The 18,183-nt window shown below is 45.8% G+C and carries 17 protein-coding genes and 1 pseudogene; 8 read left to right on the plus strand and 10 right to left on the minus strand.

All coding sequences use genetic code 11. The annotated features are described in order from the left end of the window. Nucleotides 1-431: 431 nt before the first annotated feature. Nucleotides 432-2,687 (minus strand): outer membrane protein assembly factor BamA, encoded by a 2,256-nt coding sequence (bamA, locus tag Q0174_RS03875; RefSeq protein WP_291935735.1) that lies wholly within the window; start codon nt 2,685-2,687, stop codon nt 432-434. An 81-nt stretch (nt 2,688-2,768) separates the two neighbouring features. Between bamA and Q0174_RS03880 the strand changes: the two genes are divergently transcribed. Then, a complete protein-coding gene (locus tag Q0174_RS03880) occupies nt 2,769-3,599 on the plus strand; it encodes a prephenate dehydrogenase (RefSeq protein WP_298041769.1) in 831 nt (276 codons plus the stop codon). Nucleotides 3,600-3,723: 124 nt separating this feature from the next. Here the strand turns inward: Q0174_RS03880 and Q0174_RS03885 are convergent, their stop codons facing one another. From Q0174_RS03885 to accD, 7 genes are all read right to left on the minus strand, one after another. Next, nucleotides 3,724-4,455, minus strand: a complete 732-nt coding sequence (locus Q0174_RS03885; protein WP_298041770.1) for a metallophosphoesterase — start codon at nt 4,453-4,455, stop codon at nt 3,724-3,726. A 99-nt stretch (nt 4,456-4,554) separates the two neighbouring features. After that, on the minus strand, nt 4,555-4,977 hold the full coding sequence (locus Q0174_RS03890) for a hypothetical protein (protein WP_298041771.1): 423 nt from the start codon (nt 4,975-4,977) through the stop codon (nt 4,555-4,557). A gap of 22 nt (nt 4,978-4,999) precedes the next feature. Beyond that, complete coding sequence (locus Q0174_RS03895) at nt 5,000-5,926, minus strand: tRNA-dihydrouridine synthase (protein WP_298041772.1); 927 nt, start codon at nt 5,924-5,926, stop codon at nt 5,000-5,002. Between the two features lie 540 nt (nt 5,927-6,466). Beyond that, nucleotides 6,467-7,468, minus strand: a complete 1,002-nt coding sequence (locus tag Q0174_RS03900; RefSeq protein WP_298041773.1) for a LapA family protein — start codon at nt 7,466-7,468, stop codon at nt 6,467-6,469. 2 nt (nt 7,469-7,470) lie between these two features. Continuing rightward, nucleotides 7,471-7,827 carry an RNA polymerase-binding protein DksA gene (gene dksA / locus Q0174_RS03905; protein ID WP_005872423.1) on the minus strand — a complete coding sequence of 119 codons (357 nt, stop codon included), beginning with the start codon at nt 7,825-7,827 and terminating at the stop codon, nt 7,471-7,473. Between the two features lie 9 nt (nt 7,828-7,836). Next, nucleotides 7,837-8,289 carry a 23S rRNA (pseudouridine(1915)-N(3))-methyltransferase RlmH gene (locus Q0174_RS03910; RefSeq protein ID WP_298041774.1) on the minus strand — a complete coding sequence of 151 codons (453 nt, stop codon included), beginning with the start codon at nt 8,287-8,289 and terminating at the stop codon, nt 7,837-7,839. Further along, entirely contained in the window at nt 8,289-9,188 is a 900-nt protein-coding gene (gene accD / locus Q0174_RS03915; protein WP_298041775.1) for an acetyl-CoA carboxylase, carboxyltransferase subunit beta, read from the minus strand. The genes Q0174_RS03910 and accD overlap by 1 nt, the downstream gene beginning before the upstream one ends. A gap of 93 nt (nt 9,189-9,281) precedes the next feature. On the opposite strand from accD, the gene recO reads away from it, so the two are divergent. Continuing rightward, on the plus strand, nt 9,282-9,896 hold the full coding sequence (recO, locus tag Q0174_RS03920) for a recombination protein RecO (protein WP_298041776.1): 615 nt from the start codon (nt 9,282-9,284) through the stop codon (nt 9,894-9,896). Nucleotides 9,897-10,066: 170 nt separating this feature from the next. On the opposite strand, the gene Q0174_RS03925 is transcribed toward recO, so the two are convergent. Beyond that, entirely contained in the window at nt 10,067-10,633 is a 567-nt protein-coding gene (locus Q0174_RS03925; protein WP_005870765.1) for a PAS domain-containing protein, read from the minus strand. 156 nt (nt 10,634-10,789) lie between these two features. Between Q0174_RS03925 and Q0174_RS03930 the strand changes: the two genes are divergently transcribed. From Q0174_RS03930 to Q0174_RS03955, 6 genes are all read left to right on the plus strand, one after another. Beyond that, entirely contained in the window at nt 10,790-12,022 is a 1,233-nt protein-coding gene (locus Q0174_RS03930; protein WP_298041777.1) for an MFS transporter, read from the plus strand. Between the two features lie 85 nt (nt 12,023-12,107). Further along, on the plus strand, nt 12,108-14,372 hold the full coding sequence (gene phsA / locus Q0174_RS03935) for a thiosulfate reductase PhsA (RefSeq protein ID WP_298041778.1): 2,265 nt from the start codon (nt 12,108-12,110) through the stop codon (nt 14,370-14,372). A gap of 11 nt (nt 14,373-14,383) precedes the next feature. Then, on the plus strand, nt 14,384-14,950 hold the full coding sequence (locus Q0174_RS03940; RefSeq protein WP_298041779.1) for a 4Fe-4S dicluster domain-containing protein: 567 nt from the start codon (nt 14,384-14,386) through the stop codon (nt 14,948-14,950). Next, nucleotides 14,943-15,914: an NrfD/PsrC family molybdoenzyme membrane anchor subunit gene (nrfD, locus tag Q0174_RS03945; protein WP_298041780.1), complete on the plus strand. Its 972-nt coding sequence runs from the start codon at nt 14,943-14,945 to the stop codon at nt 15,912-15,914. The genes Q0174_RS03940 and nrfD overlap by 8 nt, the downstream gene beginning before the upstream one ends. Before the next feature lie 26 nt (nt 15,915-15,940). Continuing rightward, the gene (locus Q0174_RS03950; protein WP_298041781.1) at nt 15,941-16,594 is read left to right on the plus strand and encodes a response regulator transcription factor; all 654 of its coding nucleotides are present in this window, start codon (nt 15,941-15,943) and stop codon (nt 16,592-16,594) included. Continuing rightward, on the plus strand, nt 16,587-17,705 hold the full coding sequence (locus Q0174_RS03955) for an ATP-binding protein (protein ID WP_298041782.1): 1,119 nt from the start codon (nt 16,587-16,589) through the stop codon (nt 17,703-17,705). The genes Q0174_RS03950 and Q0174_RS03955 overlap by 8 nt, the downstream gene beginning before the upstream one ends. A gap of 95 nt (nt 17,706-17,800) precedes the next feature. Here Q0174_RS03955 and Q0174_RS03960 read toward each other — a convergent pair. Next, nucleotides 17,801-18,183 (minus strand): annotated as a pseudogene (locus Q0174_RS03960) (hypothetical protein); the annotation flags it as partial.

Genomic DNA, 18,183 nt, shown 5'->3' on the forward strand with positions numbered 1-18,183 from the left:
TTTTAGAATCTCAAAATTTATTAGCTTTAAAATTCAGTGGCGCGCTAAATCCTATGCAGTGAAATTCCGCGCACAACAAAGCGGCGTCTATCGTATATATAGTAATCTTTAAAATTTCAATATTAGAATTTCTTTAAATTATGCTAATGGCTTGTATTGATTTTTTAGAACTCTTGTGCTTAAAATTTTACCATACGAATGAAATTCTAAACTATCTTGATAACTAAAATTCTAAAAAATTCAAAGCAAGCTACGCGTTTAAATTTCATCCTAAGCCGAGCAGAATCCCAATTAAAATTTAGCTCAAACCGCCTACAATAATTCGGCTGCAAATTAGCGCGACAAGAAAAGTCAAAATTGCAGCGTTATTAAATTTTAAAGCGTGCGGTAGAAAATTCTACGCACGCCACAGCGTTCGCAAGTCGCCGCGTTTAATTAAATCTAGCACCGATGCTAAATTCGAAGCTATTTGTGTCATCGTGCGGTTTTTTATTAAGCGGCTTGACGAAGTATAACTGCAAAGGCCCCATCGGCGTCATCCACTCGATACCAGCACCCGTGCTGTAGCGCTCCTCTTCATTCCAGTCATGATCGCCGATCATTCCGTAGTCAAAAAACGTTACAAAGCGCATTTTAAGCCTATCAACTACTGGAAAGCTTAGCTCAAAGGAGTTATTGAAGCTCTGCATGCCGCCTGTTTCGATATAGCGGCAATTATTTGCATTTAAGCAAATCTCTTTTTTCGGGATACTGCGACCTTCGTAGCCTCTAATGCTTTTCATTCCGCCTAGGAATAGCTTTTCGTTGATCGGGATCTTTTTATTACCTTCCCACATATAGCCCGTTGCAGCTTTGTATCTAAAGATAATATCGTGATCAATATAATCTCGCAAGCCAAAGTAGTAGTTAAACGATCCTCGCGCCTTGGTGTAGTCCATATCGCCACCAAGACCCGCGTATTCTAAGCTAGCACTTGCGATCATACCGCTTCTTGGCAAGTAATAATCATCGGTGCTATTATATGTAATAGACGGGATGATCGAGCTTTTTAAATTCTTGCCATCTAAATAGCCTGCTTTGGCGTAATATTCGTTTAAGCCCTTAATCTCGCTTTTTTCGAGATAATATGTAAGACTTACGTCAGTATTGCGCCCGATCTTGCGACCGCCCGTGATTGAAAATCCGTAAGATTTCTCATCGTAATCGTCCCAGTCATAGTCGTTGGCAAAGATCGATCCGCCTAAGCTATACTCAGAATCAAACACTCTAGGATTGGTTAAGCTCAAGCGTCCGCTTAACTGATCGTCGCTCTTTTCGACCGAGAATGCGCCGTGAAGGCCAGTACCGAATACGTTACGATCGCTGATACCGCCGCTAAGTAAAATTCCATCCTCGCTGCCATATCCGATACCACCCGTGATAGAGCCTGTAGGAGCTTCTTTGACTGCGACTTCAAGATCGATCTGATCGTTAGAAACGCGGTTTTCTTTAATCTCCACCTCATCGAAATATCCCGTGCGTTTTAAAGAATTTAACGAATCGTTGTAGTCGGTTTTGCTATATAAATTTCCCTCAGTCAGATACATCTCGCGGCGGATGACCTTATCCTCGGTCTTATCGTTACCCGAGATCGTTACGTTTCTAATATAGACTTTATCCTCAGGGATGACTTGATACGTGATAGCGACCGTGCGAGCTTCTTTGTCCTGCTTAGTCTTAGGCACGATACGCACGTAGGCATATCCCTGATCCGCGACTAAAGTCTCTAGCGTATTCATATCGCGGCGCAAACGTTCGGAATTCATTGTATCGCCCTTTTGAAGCTTGAAATCGTCCAAAACCTTTTCTTTATCAAGCTTGATTATATCTGCAGGATATTCGATATCTACGGAGCTTACGGTGTATTGCTCGCCCTCGCTGATATAGTAGGTAAGATCGGCAGTGTAATTATCCATATCAGCATTAAGTAGCGGCGCAGAAACCTGCGCATCTAAGTAGCCTTTTTTATAATATTCTTCTTGAATTCTATTTGCGTCGTTAGGAAGCTCAGCGGTTTTTACCTTGCCGTCGTTAAAGCCCCACATCCAGCCCAGCATCTCGCGTTCTTTATTGGCGACGGATGGCTCTATATCGTCATAATCGAGCTTGTCTGCGCCTACTAAATTTACCTTATCGATGATGATATTTTCGCCGCGATTTACCTCGATCGTTAGCAAGATTACCGATTTATCGTCGTTTATCGGCTTTGGATAAAATTCCACCACGGTGTCAAAAAAGCCTTTGACTTCGTAGTATTGCTTGATGCGGGTCTCCGCTTTTTTAGCAGCCACCTCATCGTAAACCTGACCCGGACGCAAGCCGATGAGCTCGTTTATCTTATCGCGATCATTGGTAACTACGTTTTTGATCTCGACCTTAGCGATGGTCGGTTTTTCGGTTACGTTGATAGTGACCGCGCCGCCTTGTTCGCTGATATAAACGTCGCTGAAATAGCCCTGCTCAAATAGCTTCGAGATCGCAGCATTGGTGTTTTCGCCGTTAAGCTCATCGCCTACCTTAAGTCCTGAAATTTGCTGTGCGACCTGTGGAGAAAGATGCCTTAGCCCTTCAAATTTAATGGATTTTATCTGCGCGGCGCATGCCACGGAAATCCCGCCTACTAAGAGTAAAAAAACGCTTTTTTTCATAAAATTTTACCTAAAAACGAAAATAATTTGCGTATAATACCACATTAAAATTAAAACTTGCATATATCAAAAAGGAATTTTATGAAGATAGGAATTATCGGCTTGGGTCTCATCGGCGGCTCTCTTGGGCTATGTCTAAAAAGCACCAAAATCATCAGCGCCGTCTATGGCTGCGACATCAGCCGCGAAAACGAAAAAGAAGCTCTGAGACTTGGGCTCGTGCATGAAATTTTAAGCCTAGAGCAAATGAAGCAAAGCTGCGACGCGATCTTTCTTGCAATCCCCGTGGAGGCAATTATTGAGACGTTGCAAAAACTAAGCGACTGCAGAAGTGAAACGACAATCATCGATCTGGGAAGTACGAAATTTAAAATTTTGCAAAGCTGCCCGCCGCAAATCAGACGAAATTTCATCGCGGCCCACCCGATGGCGGGCACCGAAAATTCCGGTCCGCAAGCGGCGTTTAAGGAGCTTTTAAACGGCGCGGTAGTCGTCATCTGCGACGACCACGGCGCGGACGAGACGCACGTCAAGCGCGCGGTCGAAATTTTTTCATTCGCAGGGATGAAGATCGTATTTATGGACGCAAAAAGCCACGATCACCACGTAGCGCTCATCTCGCATCTGCCCCACGCGATCAGCTACTCGCTCGTAAACAGCGTGCTAAAAGAGGAAAATCGCCGCAATATCATAAATCTCGCAGGCGGTAGCTTCTCGGGCATGAGCCGTATCGCCAAGAGCTCGCCGCAGATGTGGGTCGATATTTTTAAGCAAAACCGCATAAACCTGCTGGGCGCGATCGAAGCCTTTAAAAACGAGCTTGAAATTTGCGTACAGATGATTGAGGACGAGCGCTGGGACGAGCTTGAAGCGTGGATGTATGAAGCGCGCAAACTAAGGGATATTATTTAAAATTTACCCGCATGGCTAGGCTGCGCGACGGACGCTGCAAGAACGCGTCTTTAAATTCTAAAATTTTGCCTTCAAACAGCCCGCACAAATTTAAATTTTAATACGTGCGAGCCTGGATACAAACTCAAAAATCTATGCATTCCTGCGTGAAAATTTTCTTTGAGGGAAACTCCAGCGCGCAAAGCCTCGCCTTCTCGCCCCAGTGCTTTTTATAAACACAGCCCAGATCGATATTTGCGCTAAATTCCGTAATGACGGGCTTTTTCACCGGCGTGTGCCCGTAGACATTAAAAATTCCATCATTCGCGCTATCATCTCCGCGCCCGCTTAGCACGTGAGCGGCGAAGCTTTTCGCGCGCTCTGCATCGTGTCTAATCCCCCACGCGCGACCCACTGCGGAGTGCGATACGACGAGGGCGCGACCGCTTTCATCACACAAATCATATTCCAGGTAAATCGGCAGCCGCGAGACAAACCGCAGATGCTCCTTGCATTGCCTCGCGCCTCCGTGACGATAATACGACGCTAGCGTCGCTTCACCGCCGTTATTAAACAGCCAGCTTTCGTCCAGGCTAAAAAACGCATAAGGGTCGTTTGAGCTCGTAAATTTGCCCGTTTTTGCGCATCTTAGGGCAGTTTTTGCGTTGCTCACAAAGCGCTTTTCGTGATTGCCCATCACCGCGTCATATCCGCGGACGCACACAAATTCAACCACATCCGCACTCGCAGGACCTCGGTCGATCAGATCGCCCACGAAGCAAATTTTACTATCAAATTTATGCGGCAGCTGCTCTATTAACGCCAAAAGCGATCTGTAGCAGCCATGCACGTCGCCGATGATGTAGATATTTTCCATAATTTCTCCTTAAATTTTAACGCCCTCGCCTTTTAACGCGCGGGCTGTGATTGTAAGCGGTAGATAAAAGCTCTGCGCTAAATTTTAAAATTTCGCGCGCTAGGACTTGGGCGGATAAATCTGCTTTAAGACCCTATTTACGACGAATAGAGCAAGAATATAAGCTACAAAAATGCTGATTATTAAATCACCTCCGCACCACCTAAACATCATAGCAATCGCTATCCCGACAAGGGGCGATACAATTAAAACCGCTACGGTAGGCAAAAATAGATTGACGAAAAAATCCACAAACTTACCAAAATCTTTTAACTTTGCGGCAAGTATCGCACATATCCAGCAGAAAAATATCCAAAAAAATAGGAAATATGCGAATTTTTTCTGTAGCCATTCTATAGGATCGTCAAACTGGGCGCTAGATGTGTAAAAAAACGGTTCTATCATAAAATCGGCCAAACTCGAAACGCACATCAAGTAAAAACTCATCGAAAATGCGCAGGCTATAATTTTTAAAATAATCATCAAAACTCCTAAAATTCTAAATTTAGGCGAAAAATTCCTCGATTAGCCGAGTCATTTCGCTCTCAGCGGCGACGTGGTTGATCTGCTCGCGAAAGCTTGCGGCATTTTCGCGCCCCTTGGAGTATTCGTGCAGATGCTTGCGAAATATCGCCACGCCGTGGCTGCCGTAATGGCTTAGCATTTGAGCGAAATGATAGAGCACGACCTCCCTTTTTAGCGCGTCGCTTGCCTGTTCGCCCGTTTTGATCTCGCGAAAGATCCACGGCCTACCGATTACCGCGCGACCGATCATCAGCGCGTCTGCGCCGCTAAGGTCTCGCACTGCGGGCGCATTGGAGGAGTTTATGTCGCCGTTTGCGATCACGGGGATTTGCAGCGCGCGTTTGGCTCTCGCAATCGCGCCGTAATCCACTGCCGCGCTGTATCCGCCCGCTCTGGTACGTCCGTGAATAGCGATAAAATCAGCTCCTGCGCTCTGTACGGTGCGCGCGATATTTTCGATATCCACAGCGCCGAAGCCCAGCCGCACCTTCGCGCTCGTAAATTTTTTATTCGAATACTTTTTGATAGTCCCAACCAGGCGCGATAGGCGGGGTAGATCAAGCAGCAGCGCCGAGCCGGCGCCCTGCTTTACGACTTTAGGGACGGGGCAGCCGCAGTTTAGATCGATGCCGTCGATGCCGTCAAATTTATTGATGAGCAAAACCGCCTTTTTTATGATTTCCGCATCGCTGCCTGCGATCTGCACGAAAAATGGGGTTTCGGCTGCGTTTTTTTCGAGCATCTTTAGCGTCTTTTCGCCCTCAAAAACAAGGGCGTTTGCGCTTATCATCTCGCTTACGGTAGCGTCGCAGCCGAATTTTTTCACTACGCCCCGCAGCGGCGGATCCGAAAAGCCCGCCAAAGGCGCCAAAAATAGAGGATCCCTTTTAAAAAAATCTTCCGTCATTTTAAATTTCTCATTTTGATTTCGTTTGAATTTAAACTTTTAAATTTAACGCCGCAGCGCTTGCAGCGGGTTTTGCCGCGAGCTTTAAAATTTTAAATTTCATAGGCTACGTATTCACATTTAGGCGCGAATTTTATTTTTAAGCTTAGCTAATTTGAGTGGTGGCAAAACGGCAGCAAGGATGATCGCCACCAAATTTTATTTGCACGGCAAACCCAACAAGCAGCTTGCAAAACGCCGCACGGATTTTAAAATTTCAGCACTTTTATTCAGCTAGCAAGTCTTGCGCTTTACGTTTAAATTTTAAATTTCATCGCATAAATACAAAACCCGTTTACACGCGCACTACGCAAGCAAATCTTTTAAATTTTACCGCTTACGCGCATTGATTTTTCGATAAATTTTGAAATTTAAAATTTGCGCGAGTTAGAATTTTGCCCGCACTTTAAATTTTATCGCGCAGGCTGTGTTTGATAGCCGCACAGATCGTAAAAAGCAGCCTCTCTTACCCGCATAAAACGAACTCATAAAATTACCGAGCTAAAATAACAGCGACGCAGGGACGTTTTTGCCGTTGTCTCGCAAAAATAGCAGAATTTTAAACTTCTCAAACTCGTCGCCGTCGGCGAGGCTTAGTTGCTCTCTAAACTCGTCGATCATGCCAAGCTCATATAGCGCGTACAGATATGCCTCGGTCGCTTCTTGATTCTCGTTTTTGAGCCGCTCGAAAAAGGCTTTGTATTGCTCTGGAGCGAGATGATTTTTTAGCTTTTTAGCAAAGCCGATAAAATCCTGCTCGCTAAATTTTTCATTATTTACGAGATCGAAAAGCTCCTCGCTACTGATCTCAAAGCTCGCGTCATTCACCGCGCGATCCACTAAAATATTTACCTCGGCTATATCTTGAGGAATTTTATAGGCCTTGATCTTATCGTAGCTTCCTTTGGCAAGCGCTACGGCATAGGCTTTTTTAGTGATATTTTCGCTATAAACGCCCTTAGTTTTTAAAATTTCATACGCATATGCAGGCTCGGCGTCGAGGCGATTGAGCTCGTTTTGCAAAAATAGTCCGTTATCTTTAGGCAGTTTATATTTTCGCAGATCCGCCACTTCGCCGTTTTTAACCTTCTCGATAACGCCTATGACCTCTTTTAGATCCTCATTTTTGACATCTATTCCAGTGCTATCGTACCACGGAGATAAAATTTTAGTAAGCTCGCTCGGGTCTTTAAAATACTCGGTTTTGAAGTCTTTATTGGTATCAAGACCCAGCAAAACCTCTTTACTCATCGCATCGTATGCGCTTAGATCCTTTGCGATCGCCCTTTTTGTGCGGTAAAACGCAAAGCTGTGAAAAACGATATGAAAAATCGCCAAAATCATATATAAAATTAACGGCAGTATGATCCACACCGCCACAGGAAGCGTAAGCGTAAAACCGAAAAGCCCCAGTGTATAGCTACTGCTTTGCTGCGTAAAAACTAAAATCGCGACGATTGCGATATAGACGATCGAATATAAAAAGAATTGCTTGGTTTTCATAGCTAACTCCTATTTTGCTTTTCCGCCTGTTCCTTGCACGAAATGCACAATCTCGCCTCTGGATTTACCTTAAGACGCTCTAAGCTTATCTGCTCGCCGCAGCTCTCGCAAAGCCCATAAGTGCCGTTTTCGATACGTTTAAGCGCGCTTTCAATCTCTAAAAACGCCTTTTGTTGATTAACATTGAGCGAGTATTCGATGCTTAAATCCGTATTCATGCTCGCTACGTCAAAATCATCCGCAGCTTTATTTTCGCGCAATTCCGAAATTTCATTTACAGAGCTATTAATATTGGCGATGAGTTGCTCTCTTTTTTCTTCTAAAATTTTCTTGTAAAATTTCAACTCGTTTTTCTTCATTCTTTCCCTTTATTTGTGATATGGATGGTTTGCGTTAATGCACAGCGCGCGAAAAATTTGCTCAAAGAGCAAAAGTTTAGCGATTTTATGCGCTAACGTAAGCCTGCTAAGACTGATTATTTTATCGGCTTTTACCTTAAAATTTTCACTAAGCCCATAAGCGCCGCCGATGAAAAACGACACGCTACTTTTATCCTTTAGCATACTCGCAAATTCCACACTATCTAGCTCCTGCCCGCGCTCATCCAAAGCTACGACGTAGCCGCTAAGGCGCGGCAGATAAATTTCATCGTACGCCCTAAGCGCTAGCTCAGCAGATGTGCTTTGCGCGCGAGCGATATTAGCATTAAAAAACGTCTCATCTCGCACCGCGGCAAATTTAGCCGCCATTTTTTTATAATCGCTTATCGCGCCTGCGAACTCGTCCGCGCCCTTTTGGATGGAATTTACCGTTATCTGCACTACTCTTCGCTTCCCTCTTCGTGCAGCGATTTGTCACTCGTGTCGTCAATCTGCACAGCGTTTTTGCTCAGCACGTTGATTATATCGCTTAGATACTGCCTCATCTCGGCTCTAGGAACGATCGCATCAATTAATCCGTGCTCGAGCAGAAATTCCGATCTTTGAAAGCCCTCCGGCAGATCCGCGCCGATAGTTTGCTTGATGACGCGCTGTCCGGCAAAGCCGATAAGAGCGCCGGGCTCTGCGATGATGATATCTCCCAGCCACGCAAAGGACGCGCTCACGCCGCCCATCGTAGGATCGGTAAGAATAGATATGAAAGGAATTTTATGCTCGGATAAAATTTTAAGCGCGGCAGAGGTTTTGCTCATCTGCATTAGCGAAAAGGTGCTTTCTTGCATCCTAGCACCACCGCTTGCGCTTACGATGATTAGCGGCTCGTTTTTATCGAGGCTACGCTTTACGGCACGCACGATCTTTTCGCCCTCCACGGAGCCCAGGCTTCCGCCCATGAAGTTAAAATCAAACACCACGAGCTGAATTTTTTGGCGACTTATAGCGCCCTCGCCCGCGATCACCGCACTAAACCTGCCCGTTTTTTCCTTGCTCTCGGAGATGCGCTTTTTGTAGGATTTTTTATCGACGAATTTTAGTGGATCAACGGGCTGCAAATTTTGATCGTACTCCACGAAAGAGCCTTCGTCGCAGATCAGATCGATGCGAGCCTGCGCGTCAAAACGAAGGTGATAGTTACACTTGGGGCAAACGCTATGATTTTGCTCGACCTCTTTGCAATACATCAATGCGCCACATCCCGGGCACTTTATCCAGTGCGTAGGAGCTTCGCTCGGCGCAGGTTGCGTCCTACGTATTTTTGAAAATAGATCTCCAAAATTCATATGATTTCCTTTAAATTCTATGAAATGAAACTTTTGATTATAACCTAAAATTCTTTATTTAAATTTATATGTGAATTTCGCTAAAATAGAAAAATGCAAGGATTTATATTAAAAACGACCAAAGTTAGGGATGAGGACTGCATCGTAGACGTGCTAAGCGAAAGTGCGCTCGTGCGTGCGTACCGCTTTTACGGCGCGCGCCATTCAAACATCATCCAGGGCTATAAGATCGACTTCGAACTCTCGCAAAATCAAAACTTCCTCCCTCGTCTTAGCGGCGTGATGCATCTGGGATACTCGTGGCTCGGAAACCGCGAGAAGCTTTTGTTTTGGCAGCAGTTTATGCGGCTTTTGCACGCGCATCTAAAAGATGCCGAGCATCTGGATAAATTCTATTACGAGCTGCTAAACCACGCTGCTATGCGCTTTGGCAAACAAAATCCGCGTCGCATAATCGTAGAAAGCTACGCCGAAATTTTAAAATTTGAGGGGCGGTTGCACGACGAGCCATATTGTTTTTTATGCGACGAAGAAATTTTAGAAAATATCGCGCTATGCCGCGGCTTTTTGCCCGCGCACGAGCATTGCACGCAAAGAGCGGGCTTTGCGCAGGATGAAATTTTAGAATTTTTACGAAGCAAAAAGACACTAAATTTAAACGACGAAACGGTAGAGAGGCTCTACGACATAACGCTTGAGGGACTTTGATCTGTAGCGCGTTTGATGTGGACGTAAAATTTCAAAGCTTGGGTGCTAAATTTTAAAATTCAGCAGAATTTCAAAATTTTATGAACGGATGATTTTGTACTTTATCTGCCTTTTCTCGCGCAAAGCCAAACAATCGCATTGCGCGGGGTTTGCATTAAATTTTAACTAAACTAGCTAAAAAGCTTTTTCATCGCCTTAAAAAACATTGCGGTGAGCGGATTTGATTTACCTGAGACCTTTGCGATCCAGCTCTCGTAGGTTTCGCCTTTGCTCTTTAAAAAGTCCACGAGCGCCTTTTGGCTAGCCTGCATACCGCCGTTTCTTTCAGCATCCAGCAATGCCCTATAAATTGGCTCTATAGTTTCGATCGCGGATCTTGGTGGAGCCTTGCGAAATGCCGTGTATTCGGTGATCTGCCCTGTTACAGGGTCTTTTTTAGAAGTAAATTCCGTAATGACCCAATAAAAGCGCCCATCTTTGGCTAAATTTTTAACCACGGCGGTAAAATCCTTGCCTTGTTGTATCGTATCCCACATGAGCTTAAACGCTATGCGCGGCATGTCCGGATGTCGGATGATGTTATGTGGCTGCCCCAAAAGCTCAAGCTCACTATAGCCGCAAATCATACAAAAATACGGATTTGCAAACGTGATAATGCCCTTTGGATCGGTTTTGGAAACGATATAGCGCTTCTCATCTAGTTTGATTTCCTGATTAATCGGAGTTGGTCTTTGCATTTTTAATCCTTTGCTTAAAAATTTATTGCAGAGTATATAAAATTTTTCTTTTCAGAAATATTAAATTTTCGTTAAATTTTTATAAATGTTAAATCTTTAAGTGAATTTTTAAAATTTAATGTATAATCTCAAATCAAAATTTCAAAAGGCAGCGCGTTGAAAAATCCCTTCCTATCGCTTAAATACTCAAATTTTAGAATTTATTGGATCGGGATGAACCTCTCGCTGATCGGTTCTTGGATGCAAAGCGTCGCACTGCCGTGGCTAGTGCTAAGCATCACTGCAGACGCTTTTAAGGTCAGCCTCGTAGCTGCGGCGAGGTTCTTGCCCGCGCTACTTTTCACGCCGTTTTCCGGTGTACTGCTCGATAAGTTTAATCGCAAAAAGATCCTTTTGCTCGCTCAAATAGGCATGGCGGTGACCGCCTCAATTTTCGCGGTTATGAGCTTTTGCGAGCTATATTCTTTCGGCAAAATTTTATTTTGCGCTTTTGCAAGCGGCATCTTTACCAGCATGGATGCCCCGAGCCGTCAGTCGATGGTAAAAGACCTCATCGACTCGCCCCGCGATCTAGCCAACGCCATAGCGTTAAATTCTATGTCCTTTAACGTCGCTCGCATTGCAGGACCCGCACTTGCGGGGATCGTGATGGCGCTGTGGGGCGTGGGCTTTTGCTTTTTATTCAACGCGCTTAGCTTTTTAGGTATCATCGTTTCGCTGTTTTTCATAAAAATTCCGCCATCCGTTACTGCGCTATCTAGCAGAAGCGGAGGCGTTTTTGCCTCGATCGGTGCTGGAATTTCGTATGTCTTGCACAAAAAAATTCTAAGCGAGCTAATGATAATAGTGCTTATCGTAGCGACGCTGGTGCCAAATTACAACGTAACAATCTCGGCGCTTGTTAAGCTTAGCCTAGATGCGGATGAGCGAAGCTTTGGATATTTGATGTCGGCTCTAGGCATGGGAGCCTTTTGCGGCGCGCTTTTCGTAGCAATTTTTGATAAACTTGGCATCCGCAAAATCAGATCGTGTGCGATCGCTATGGGAGTGAGCTTAGCTCTTACTGGGGCTGCGAATTCCTTCGCATGGGTCGCAGCAGGGCTTGCCGTAACTGGATTTCTTTTCGTAATCACAAACTCAAGCATCAACTCCACCGTGCAAATGCACGTAAGCAACGAATTTCGCGGGCGCGTGCTTAGCTTATACGCGCTATTTTTAATAGGTAGTACGCCATTTGGAGCGCTCATATCGGGATTTTTTACCGAGCTATTAGGCGCTCGCGTAGCCCTTGCGATCTGCGGCGCAATTAGCATTTTGCTACTGCTGGCGCTATTTTACGGCTTTAAAATACGGCGCAGGACGCATTTTATCTTTCGAGATAAAGTCTAAGCCAAAAGCTGCATTATCAAAATTAACCTTATTTTTACGATGGGATTTTAGAATTTTCGCCAAAATTCAAAGGTAAGGAGTTTTTATGAATAGACGAAATTTCTTAAAAAGCACCGCCGCGATCGGCACGCTAGCGACGTTAAATCTAAATTTAAACGCTAGCGCGGTCACTGGCGGGACGGAAAAGAAAGTCGCCAGCGTCTGCGAGATGTGCTCCTCGCGCTGTCCTATCGAAGTGACCGTCAAAGACGGCCGCGGCGCTCTCATCGAGGGCAACCACAGGTTTGCAAACAAAACCTCCGTCTGCGCTCGCGGCGGAGCGGGCATCAATCAGCTCTACGACGATCAAAGGCTCATTAAGCCGCTCATTCGCGTGGGCGAGCGCGGCGAGGGTAAATTTAAAGAGGCGAGCTGGGACGAGGCGCTTAAAATTTGCGCGCAGAGACTAGACGAGATTTCGCAAAAATACGGCCCGCAAAGCGTAGTTTTTACATCCAAAACGGGCGAACACCACACCCAGATGATGAATTTCGCCTGTGCATACGGCAGCCCGAATATCTACTCGCACTGGTCCTGTTGCCCGGTCACCTACAATATCGCCGTGCCGCACACTTTCGGCGCCAATATGCAAAGAGACTACGGCGACGCAAAATACATCGTAAATTTCGGCCACAATCTCTTTGAGGGCATCGACATCTCAAAAACTAAAAAGCTTGCAAAAGCCGCGAGCAGAGAGGACGTAAAGCTTTTGGTCCTCGATCCGCGCTTTAGCACCGTAGCTTCCAAAGCCGATGAGTGGTTGCCGATAAAGCCTGGAACCGACGCGGCGTTCGTGATGGCGCTGATTCACGTCTGGTTGCGCGATAACAAATACGACAAAAAATTTGTCGAAAAATACACCGTAGGGTTAGAGGAGCTAAGGCAGTCCGTGAAGGATACGACGCCGCTTTGGCAAGAGGGCATCACGGGCATCAAGGCAGACAAGATCGAGCGCATCGCAAATGAAATTTACGCCGCGGCTCCCGCAGTCATAATCGATTGGGGTCATAAAACCACGACCGCCAAAGCCGAATACGTCCGCACACGCGCCATCGCGATCGCAAACGCGCTGATGGGAAACGTCGAGAGAAAGGGCGGGATCTACTTCTCGAAGGACTCTAAAACCTTCAACACGCTCTGCAAAGAGGATCTATTCCCTACCATCTCGAACCCGGATAAAAATTTTAAAATTCCAAAGACCGCGCGCATCGACGGCTGCGGCGAAGAAGGTAGCGAAAATTTCTTCGTGCCGCGCAAACACGGCGTTTTGATGCAGATCGCGCCTACGATTTTAAGCGAAAAACCGTATCCGGTAAAAGGCTGGGTCAGCACGCGCTTTAACCATCTCATCAACGTTGCGGGCGTGGATAAGAGCGTAGAGGCGATCAAAAAGCTAGACTTCGTGCTCGCAATCGACGTGTATATGAGCGACTTCGCGTGCCTAGCCGACGTGATCTTGCCCGAATCCACGTATTTGGAGCGTGATGAGTCGATTCAAAACAAAGGCGGCACCGCGCCGGGATTTGTGATGCGAAACAAAGCCGTCGAGCCGGTGGGCGATACGAAGTGCGGCTATGAAATTTTTAGAGAACTTGCGAGAGTGATGAAGATCGATCAGGACTACACTTGGAACAACATCGACGAATACCGCATGCAGCAAGCCAAAGGCAACGCCGAGCTGATCGCAAATTTAATCAAAAACGGCTACGTAAGCTACAAAGTGCCGAAGCTGTATTACCGAGAGCCGAAGCTCGTGGCTAAATTTATCGATAAATATCCTGCTGCGGCGGAGTTCGTGGACGAAAACGGCGAGATGAGCTCTCAGATGAAATTTAAAACCCCGAGCGGCAAGATCGAGCTTTTCGCGCCGAAAGTGGAGGAGCTTTTCGCGGGATACGGCTGCTTAAACACCGAGGGTATGGACGTATTCGGCGGGCACAAATACTGCCTGATGACCGGCAAGACCGCGCTTCACACCAACGGCCACACTCAAAATGTCAAAATTTTAAACGATATGATGAGCGAATCGCCGGTTTGGATCAGCCCAGCTTCTGCAAAAGCGGAGGGGCTAAAGACGGGCGATATCGTGAAGCTCAAAAATAAATTCGGCGAGCAAAAGGCTAAAATTTTCGTCACGCAAGGCATCAGGGACGATTGCCTATTTTTATACCACGGCTTTGGGCACGTAAGCCCCGGGCTAAAGCGCACGAACGGCGCAGGCACCAACCAAAGCGTCCTTCTCGATCCCGCTGCGGGTCCTGTGGTAAGCACGATGGTAACCAACGTCGGCGTCGATATAGTTAAAATTTGAAAGGGGCGGTTATGAAAAAACTCATAATGATTCACGACGAAAATTTATGTATAGGTTGCCAAGCCTGTTCGGTTGCGTGTAGGAACGAAAACGGCGTACCGAGCGGCGTTTATAGACTGCAGGTGCACGGCAAAACAAGCGGCGTTTTTCCGAATTTAAAACTTGATTATTCGCGCGCCAGCTGCGTTATGTGCGAGGATAGCCCCTGCGTGGATGTCTGCCCTACGGGAGCGAGCTTTAAAACCAAAGACGGCGTAACGCTCATAGACGAGAGGCTTTGCGTCAGCTGCAAATACTGCATCCTGGCCTGTCCTTACGACGCCAGATTTGTCGATCCTATCACTCACGCTATCGGCAAATGCACCTTTTGCTACACTAACCGCACTAGCAAAGGTTTGCAGCCCGCCTGCGTAAGCGTGTGCCCAACAGATGCTTTAACTTTCGGCGACGTAAATGACGTAAATTCCGAGGTAAGCAAGCTGCTAGCCAAAACAAGCGTAGAATATCCAAAAGTATATCTAAACACCAAGCCGCGTCTAGCGAATATCAAAAACAAAAAAGGAGGACGCTATGAATAATATGTGGGGCGATATGAGCCAATATTCTGAAATTTACTGGCCTTGGCCGATTGCGATTTATCTATTTTTGGCAGGTCTTAGCGCGGGAGCGACTATGGTGGCGCTTTTAGTCAAATGGAACCGCCACGAAAGCGAGCAAAATTCCATTTGGGACGCGATGATTAGGGCGGGTGCGATCACGGCGCCGCTTACGATCTGCGCGGGGCTTTTGCTTTTGATCTTTGATCTGGGCAAGCCTCTTACCTTCTATCTTTTGCTGATCAAATTTAACTTCGGCTCTGTAATGAGCCTCGGCGTGGCAGCGCTTTTAATCTACGTGCCGCTTAGCTTTGTATTTGCGCTGTGCGTCTTCGGCGAGGAAATTTGTAAATTTAAACTACTTGCGTTTCTGCGACCTATCGTAAATTTACTAAGCTCGTTTGCCAAAGCTTCCAAACTTTTCGAGCGGGTTTTATTTATCCTTGCTCTTTGCGTGGGCGCATATACGGGCTTTTTATTAAGCGCGGTGATGAAAATTCCGCTTTGGAATACTCCGGTGCTGCCGATTTTATTTTTGCTATCGGGCTTTTCCAGCGGCATCGCGGCGAGCATTTTAGTAGGACTTCTGTTTTTTAAAGGCTCGTTAAACAAAGATAGCATAAAATACCTTTTGGTGCTTGATCTGCGCGCGATACTCTTTGAGATTCCGCTTTTGTTCATTCTGTTTGTCGGGATGTATTTTGAGGGCGGCACTAGCGCGCTTGCGGCACAGCAGGCTTTGACGCACGAGGTTTACGGCAAAATTTTCTGGATCGGCGTTTTAGGCACGGGCCTCATCGCTCCGATCATCATCGCCTTTACGGCGCTGAAAAACCACGCCTACAAGCCTGCGTTTATAGTTTTAAATTCTTTCGTCGTGCTTTGCGGCGTCATTCTGCTTCGCTACTACATCGTATATGCGGGGCAAATTTGCACGGGAGCGTAGTCTCGCTCCCAATTTAGGGAACGGGTTTGAAAATTTTACTTTTAGAAGACGATTTTGAATACAGAAGCAGCGTAAGCGAGTATCTGCAGGAGCTCGGCTACGAGGTGGACGAATGCGAAAGCGGCGACGCAGCCTGCGATAAGATCGCCGCGAATACCTACCACTTGCTGATTTTAGACATCAAAGTGCCGGAGGTTTCGGGCGAAGAGGTGCTGAGATATGCGCGAAACCTCGGTCTTAGCACTCCCGTAATGATGATGACCTCGCTCGGCGACATCGACGATTTAAGCCAGTGCTACGAGCTTGGTTGCAACGAATATCTAAAAAAGCCCTTCCACCTAGCCGAGCTTAAATTTAGAGTAAGCGAGCTGATGCGAAAGTATTTCGGCGACGAAAAGGGCGCCGTCAAGATCGCGGATAAATTTCACTACTTCGCAAATTTAAAAATTTTAAAACGCGCGGACGAAGAGATATCGCTAAGCGCCAAAGAGATCAAAATCATAGAATTTCTGCTCGCCAATATCAAAAGATTCGTTAGCGTAGATGAACTCATCGCCGACGTATGGGACGGCGAAGCGGGCAGCGTCGATGTGCGCGTGCATATCAGCAATCTACGCGCCAAAACTAGCAACGACTTCATTCTCTCCAGCCGCGGACTCGGATATAAGATCAATGCTTAAAGGGTTTAAATTTACGCTTTTTAGCGCGATCTTCATCATCGGCGCCTTTATAAGCGAGAGTCTTTATATCATCTATTTAAACTCCAAAATCGAGGAGAGCGCCGACGTCGCCGAGCTGATACAAAAAAGCGGCGAAGCCCTAGCCGGCGCAGATCTGAATCTAAAAGACGAGCTAATCTACGACTACGCGATCCTAAATGCAAACGGCGAAATTCTAAGATCAAACCTAAGCGTGCAGCCGCCGGATTTTGCGTTTATCACGCTGAAATTCGGCGGGCGGGTGTTTTTTAAGCGCCACTTTCTGCATGAGGGCAAGCTGCATTTTTTCGTCATTTCAAAAAAGATAAGCTACGCCAAGATAGAATTTATCGCGATCTCTACGATCTTTATCACGATTTTCGTAGCGCTCATCATCGCGCTGTTTAACTACAAAATCATTAAAAATTTCTACGCGCAGCAAAGCAACCTCATCAAGGCGTTTTTCAACGACGCGATGCACGAGCTAAAGACCCCTTTAGGCGTCGCGCTCATCAACACCGAGATGCTTGGGCTGCGCGACAAACACACTGCGCGTATCAAATCCGCGCTTAAGCAGATGATCATTACTTACGAGGACGTGGAGTACTTCATCAAAAGCGGCAAGATGAGCTTAAAAAGCCGCCGCATCGATATGAGCGAGTTTTTGAGCGCTAGGATAAATTTCATCTATCTGGTCGCAAAAAGCAAAAACATAAGCCTGCAATCGCGAATAGCGCCCGACGTTAGCGTTTTTATGGACGAAACCTCGCTAATGCGCCTCATCGACAACACGCTAAGCAACGCCATAAAATACTCGCGCCCCGGCGGCAAGATCATCATCGGACTGGAAAAGGAGGTAAGCATAGCGGTCTTTAGCGTGCAGGATTTCGGCATCGGCATAAAGGATACGAGCGCGATCTGGGATAGATACTCGCGCGAAAACGCGGCTCTTGGCGGATTCGGTCTCGGGCTAAACATAATCGATAAAATTTGCAAGCGCTACGGCATCGCAAAAAGCGTCAGCTCAAAGCTCGGTGAGGGCAGCACCTTTTGCTACAAAATCCCGCTGTTTAAGCAGAAGCTTTTGGATTAAAACGGCACGTTAAATTTAAACGCAAATTTTAAAATTTTAAAAGTAAAATTTGTGTAGCTATCGAGCTTTTTAAAATTTTGTTTTAGCGTGGCTTTTCAGCCGCCTTTTGCCTCTCTTGATTCTAAATAATATTCTTGTACATCAAAATTTAAGTTACCGCAATTGTCAAATTGATTTTTTACAACCGGTTGATTTTTTTTATCGATATAATATTCTGACAAGAATTTTTTGGCTGTTGTAAAATTACTTATAAATACACTATGATTTAAAGCTATAAAATTGTCATATAAAAGAAAGCTATAATCTAAAAATAATAAATTTTCAAAAAATATCGGCTCGTTAAAACCGGCACTCATCTTATTTAAATTTATTTTAATATATTTGCTTGGATCTATACTTACAACTTCTATTTTATTTAAAACAGTATATTCTATATCATTCTTTTCGGTCTCTAAAATTTGCAAAATTTCATTTAAGT

It is taken from the genome of uncultured Campylobacter sp., assembly GCF_937996225.1.
In the GTDB taxonomy this organism is placed as follows: Bacteria; Campylobacterota; Campylobacteria; order Campylobacterales; family Campylobacteraceae; genus Campylobacter_B.

Coding starts and splice junctions, on each gene's coding strand:
- bamA (WP_291935735.1), bottom strand. CDS start 2,687: ATGAAAAAAAGCGTTTTTTTACTCTTAGTAGGCGGGATTTCCGTGGCA.
- Q0174_RS03880 (WP_298041769.1), top strand. CDS start 2,769: ATGAAGATAGGAATTATCGGCTTGGGTCTCATCGGCGGCTCTCTTGGG.
- Q0174_RS03885 (WP_298041770.1), bottom strand. CDS start 4,455: ATGGAAAATATCTACATCATCGGCGACGTGCATGGCTGCTACAGATCG.
- Q0174_RS03890 (WP_298041771.1), bottom strand. CDS start 4,977: ATGATTATTTTAAAAATTATAGCCTGCGCATTTTCGATGAGTTTTTAC.
- Q0174_RS03895 (WP_298041772.1), bottom strand. CDS start 5,926: ATGACGGAAGATTTTTTTAAAAGGGATCCTCTATTTTTGGCGCCTTTG.
- Q0174_RS03900 (WP_298041773.1), bottom strand. CDS start 7,468: ATGAAAACCAAGCAATTCTTTTTATATTCGATCGTCTATATCGCAATC.
- dksA (WP_005872423.1), bottom strand. CDS start 7,827: ATGAAGAAAAACGAGTTGAAATTTTACAAGAAAATTTTAGAAGAAAAA.
- accD (WP_298041775.1), bottom strand. CDS start 9,188: ATGAATTTTGGAGATCTATTTTCAAAAATACGTAGGACGCAACCTGCG.
- recO (WP_298041776.1), top strand. CDS start 9,282: ATGCAAGGATTTATATTAAAAACGACCAAAGTTAGGGATGAGGACTGC.
- Q0174_RS03925 (WP_005870765.1), bottom strand. CDS start 10,633: ATGCAAAGACCAACTCCGATTAATCAGGAAATCAAACTAGATGAGAAG.
- phsA (WP_298041778.1), top strand. CDS start 12,108: ATGAATAGACGAAATTTCTTAAAAAGCACCGCCGCGATCGGCACGCTA.
- Q0174_RS03940 (WP_298041779.1), top strand. CDS start 14,384: ATGAAAAAACTCATAATGATTCACGACGAAAATTTATGTATAGGTTGC.
- nrfD (WP_298041780.1), top strand. CDS start 14,943: ATGAATAATATGTGGGGCGATATGAGCCAATATTCTGAAATTTACTGG.
- Q0174_RS03955 (WP_298041782.1), top strand. CDS start 16,587: ATGCTTAAAGGGTTTAAATTTACGCTTTTTAGCGCGATCTTCATCATC.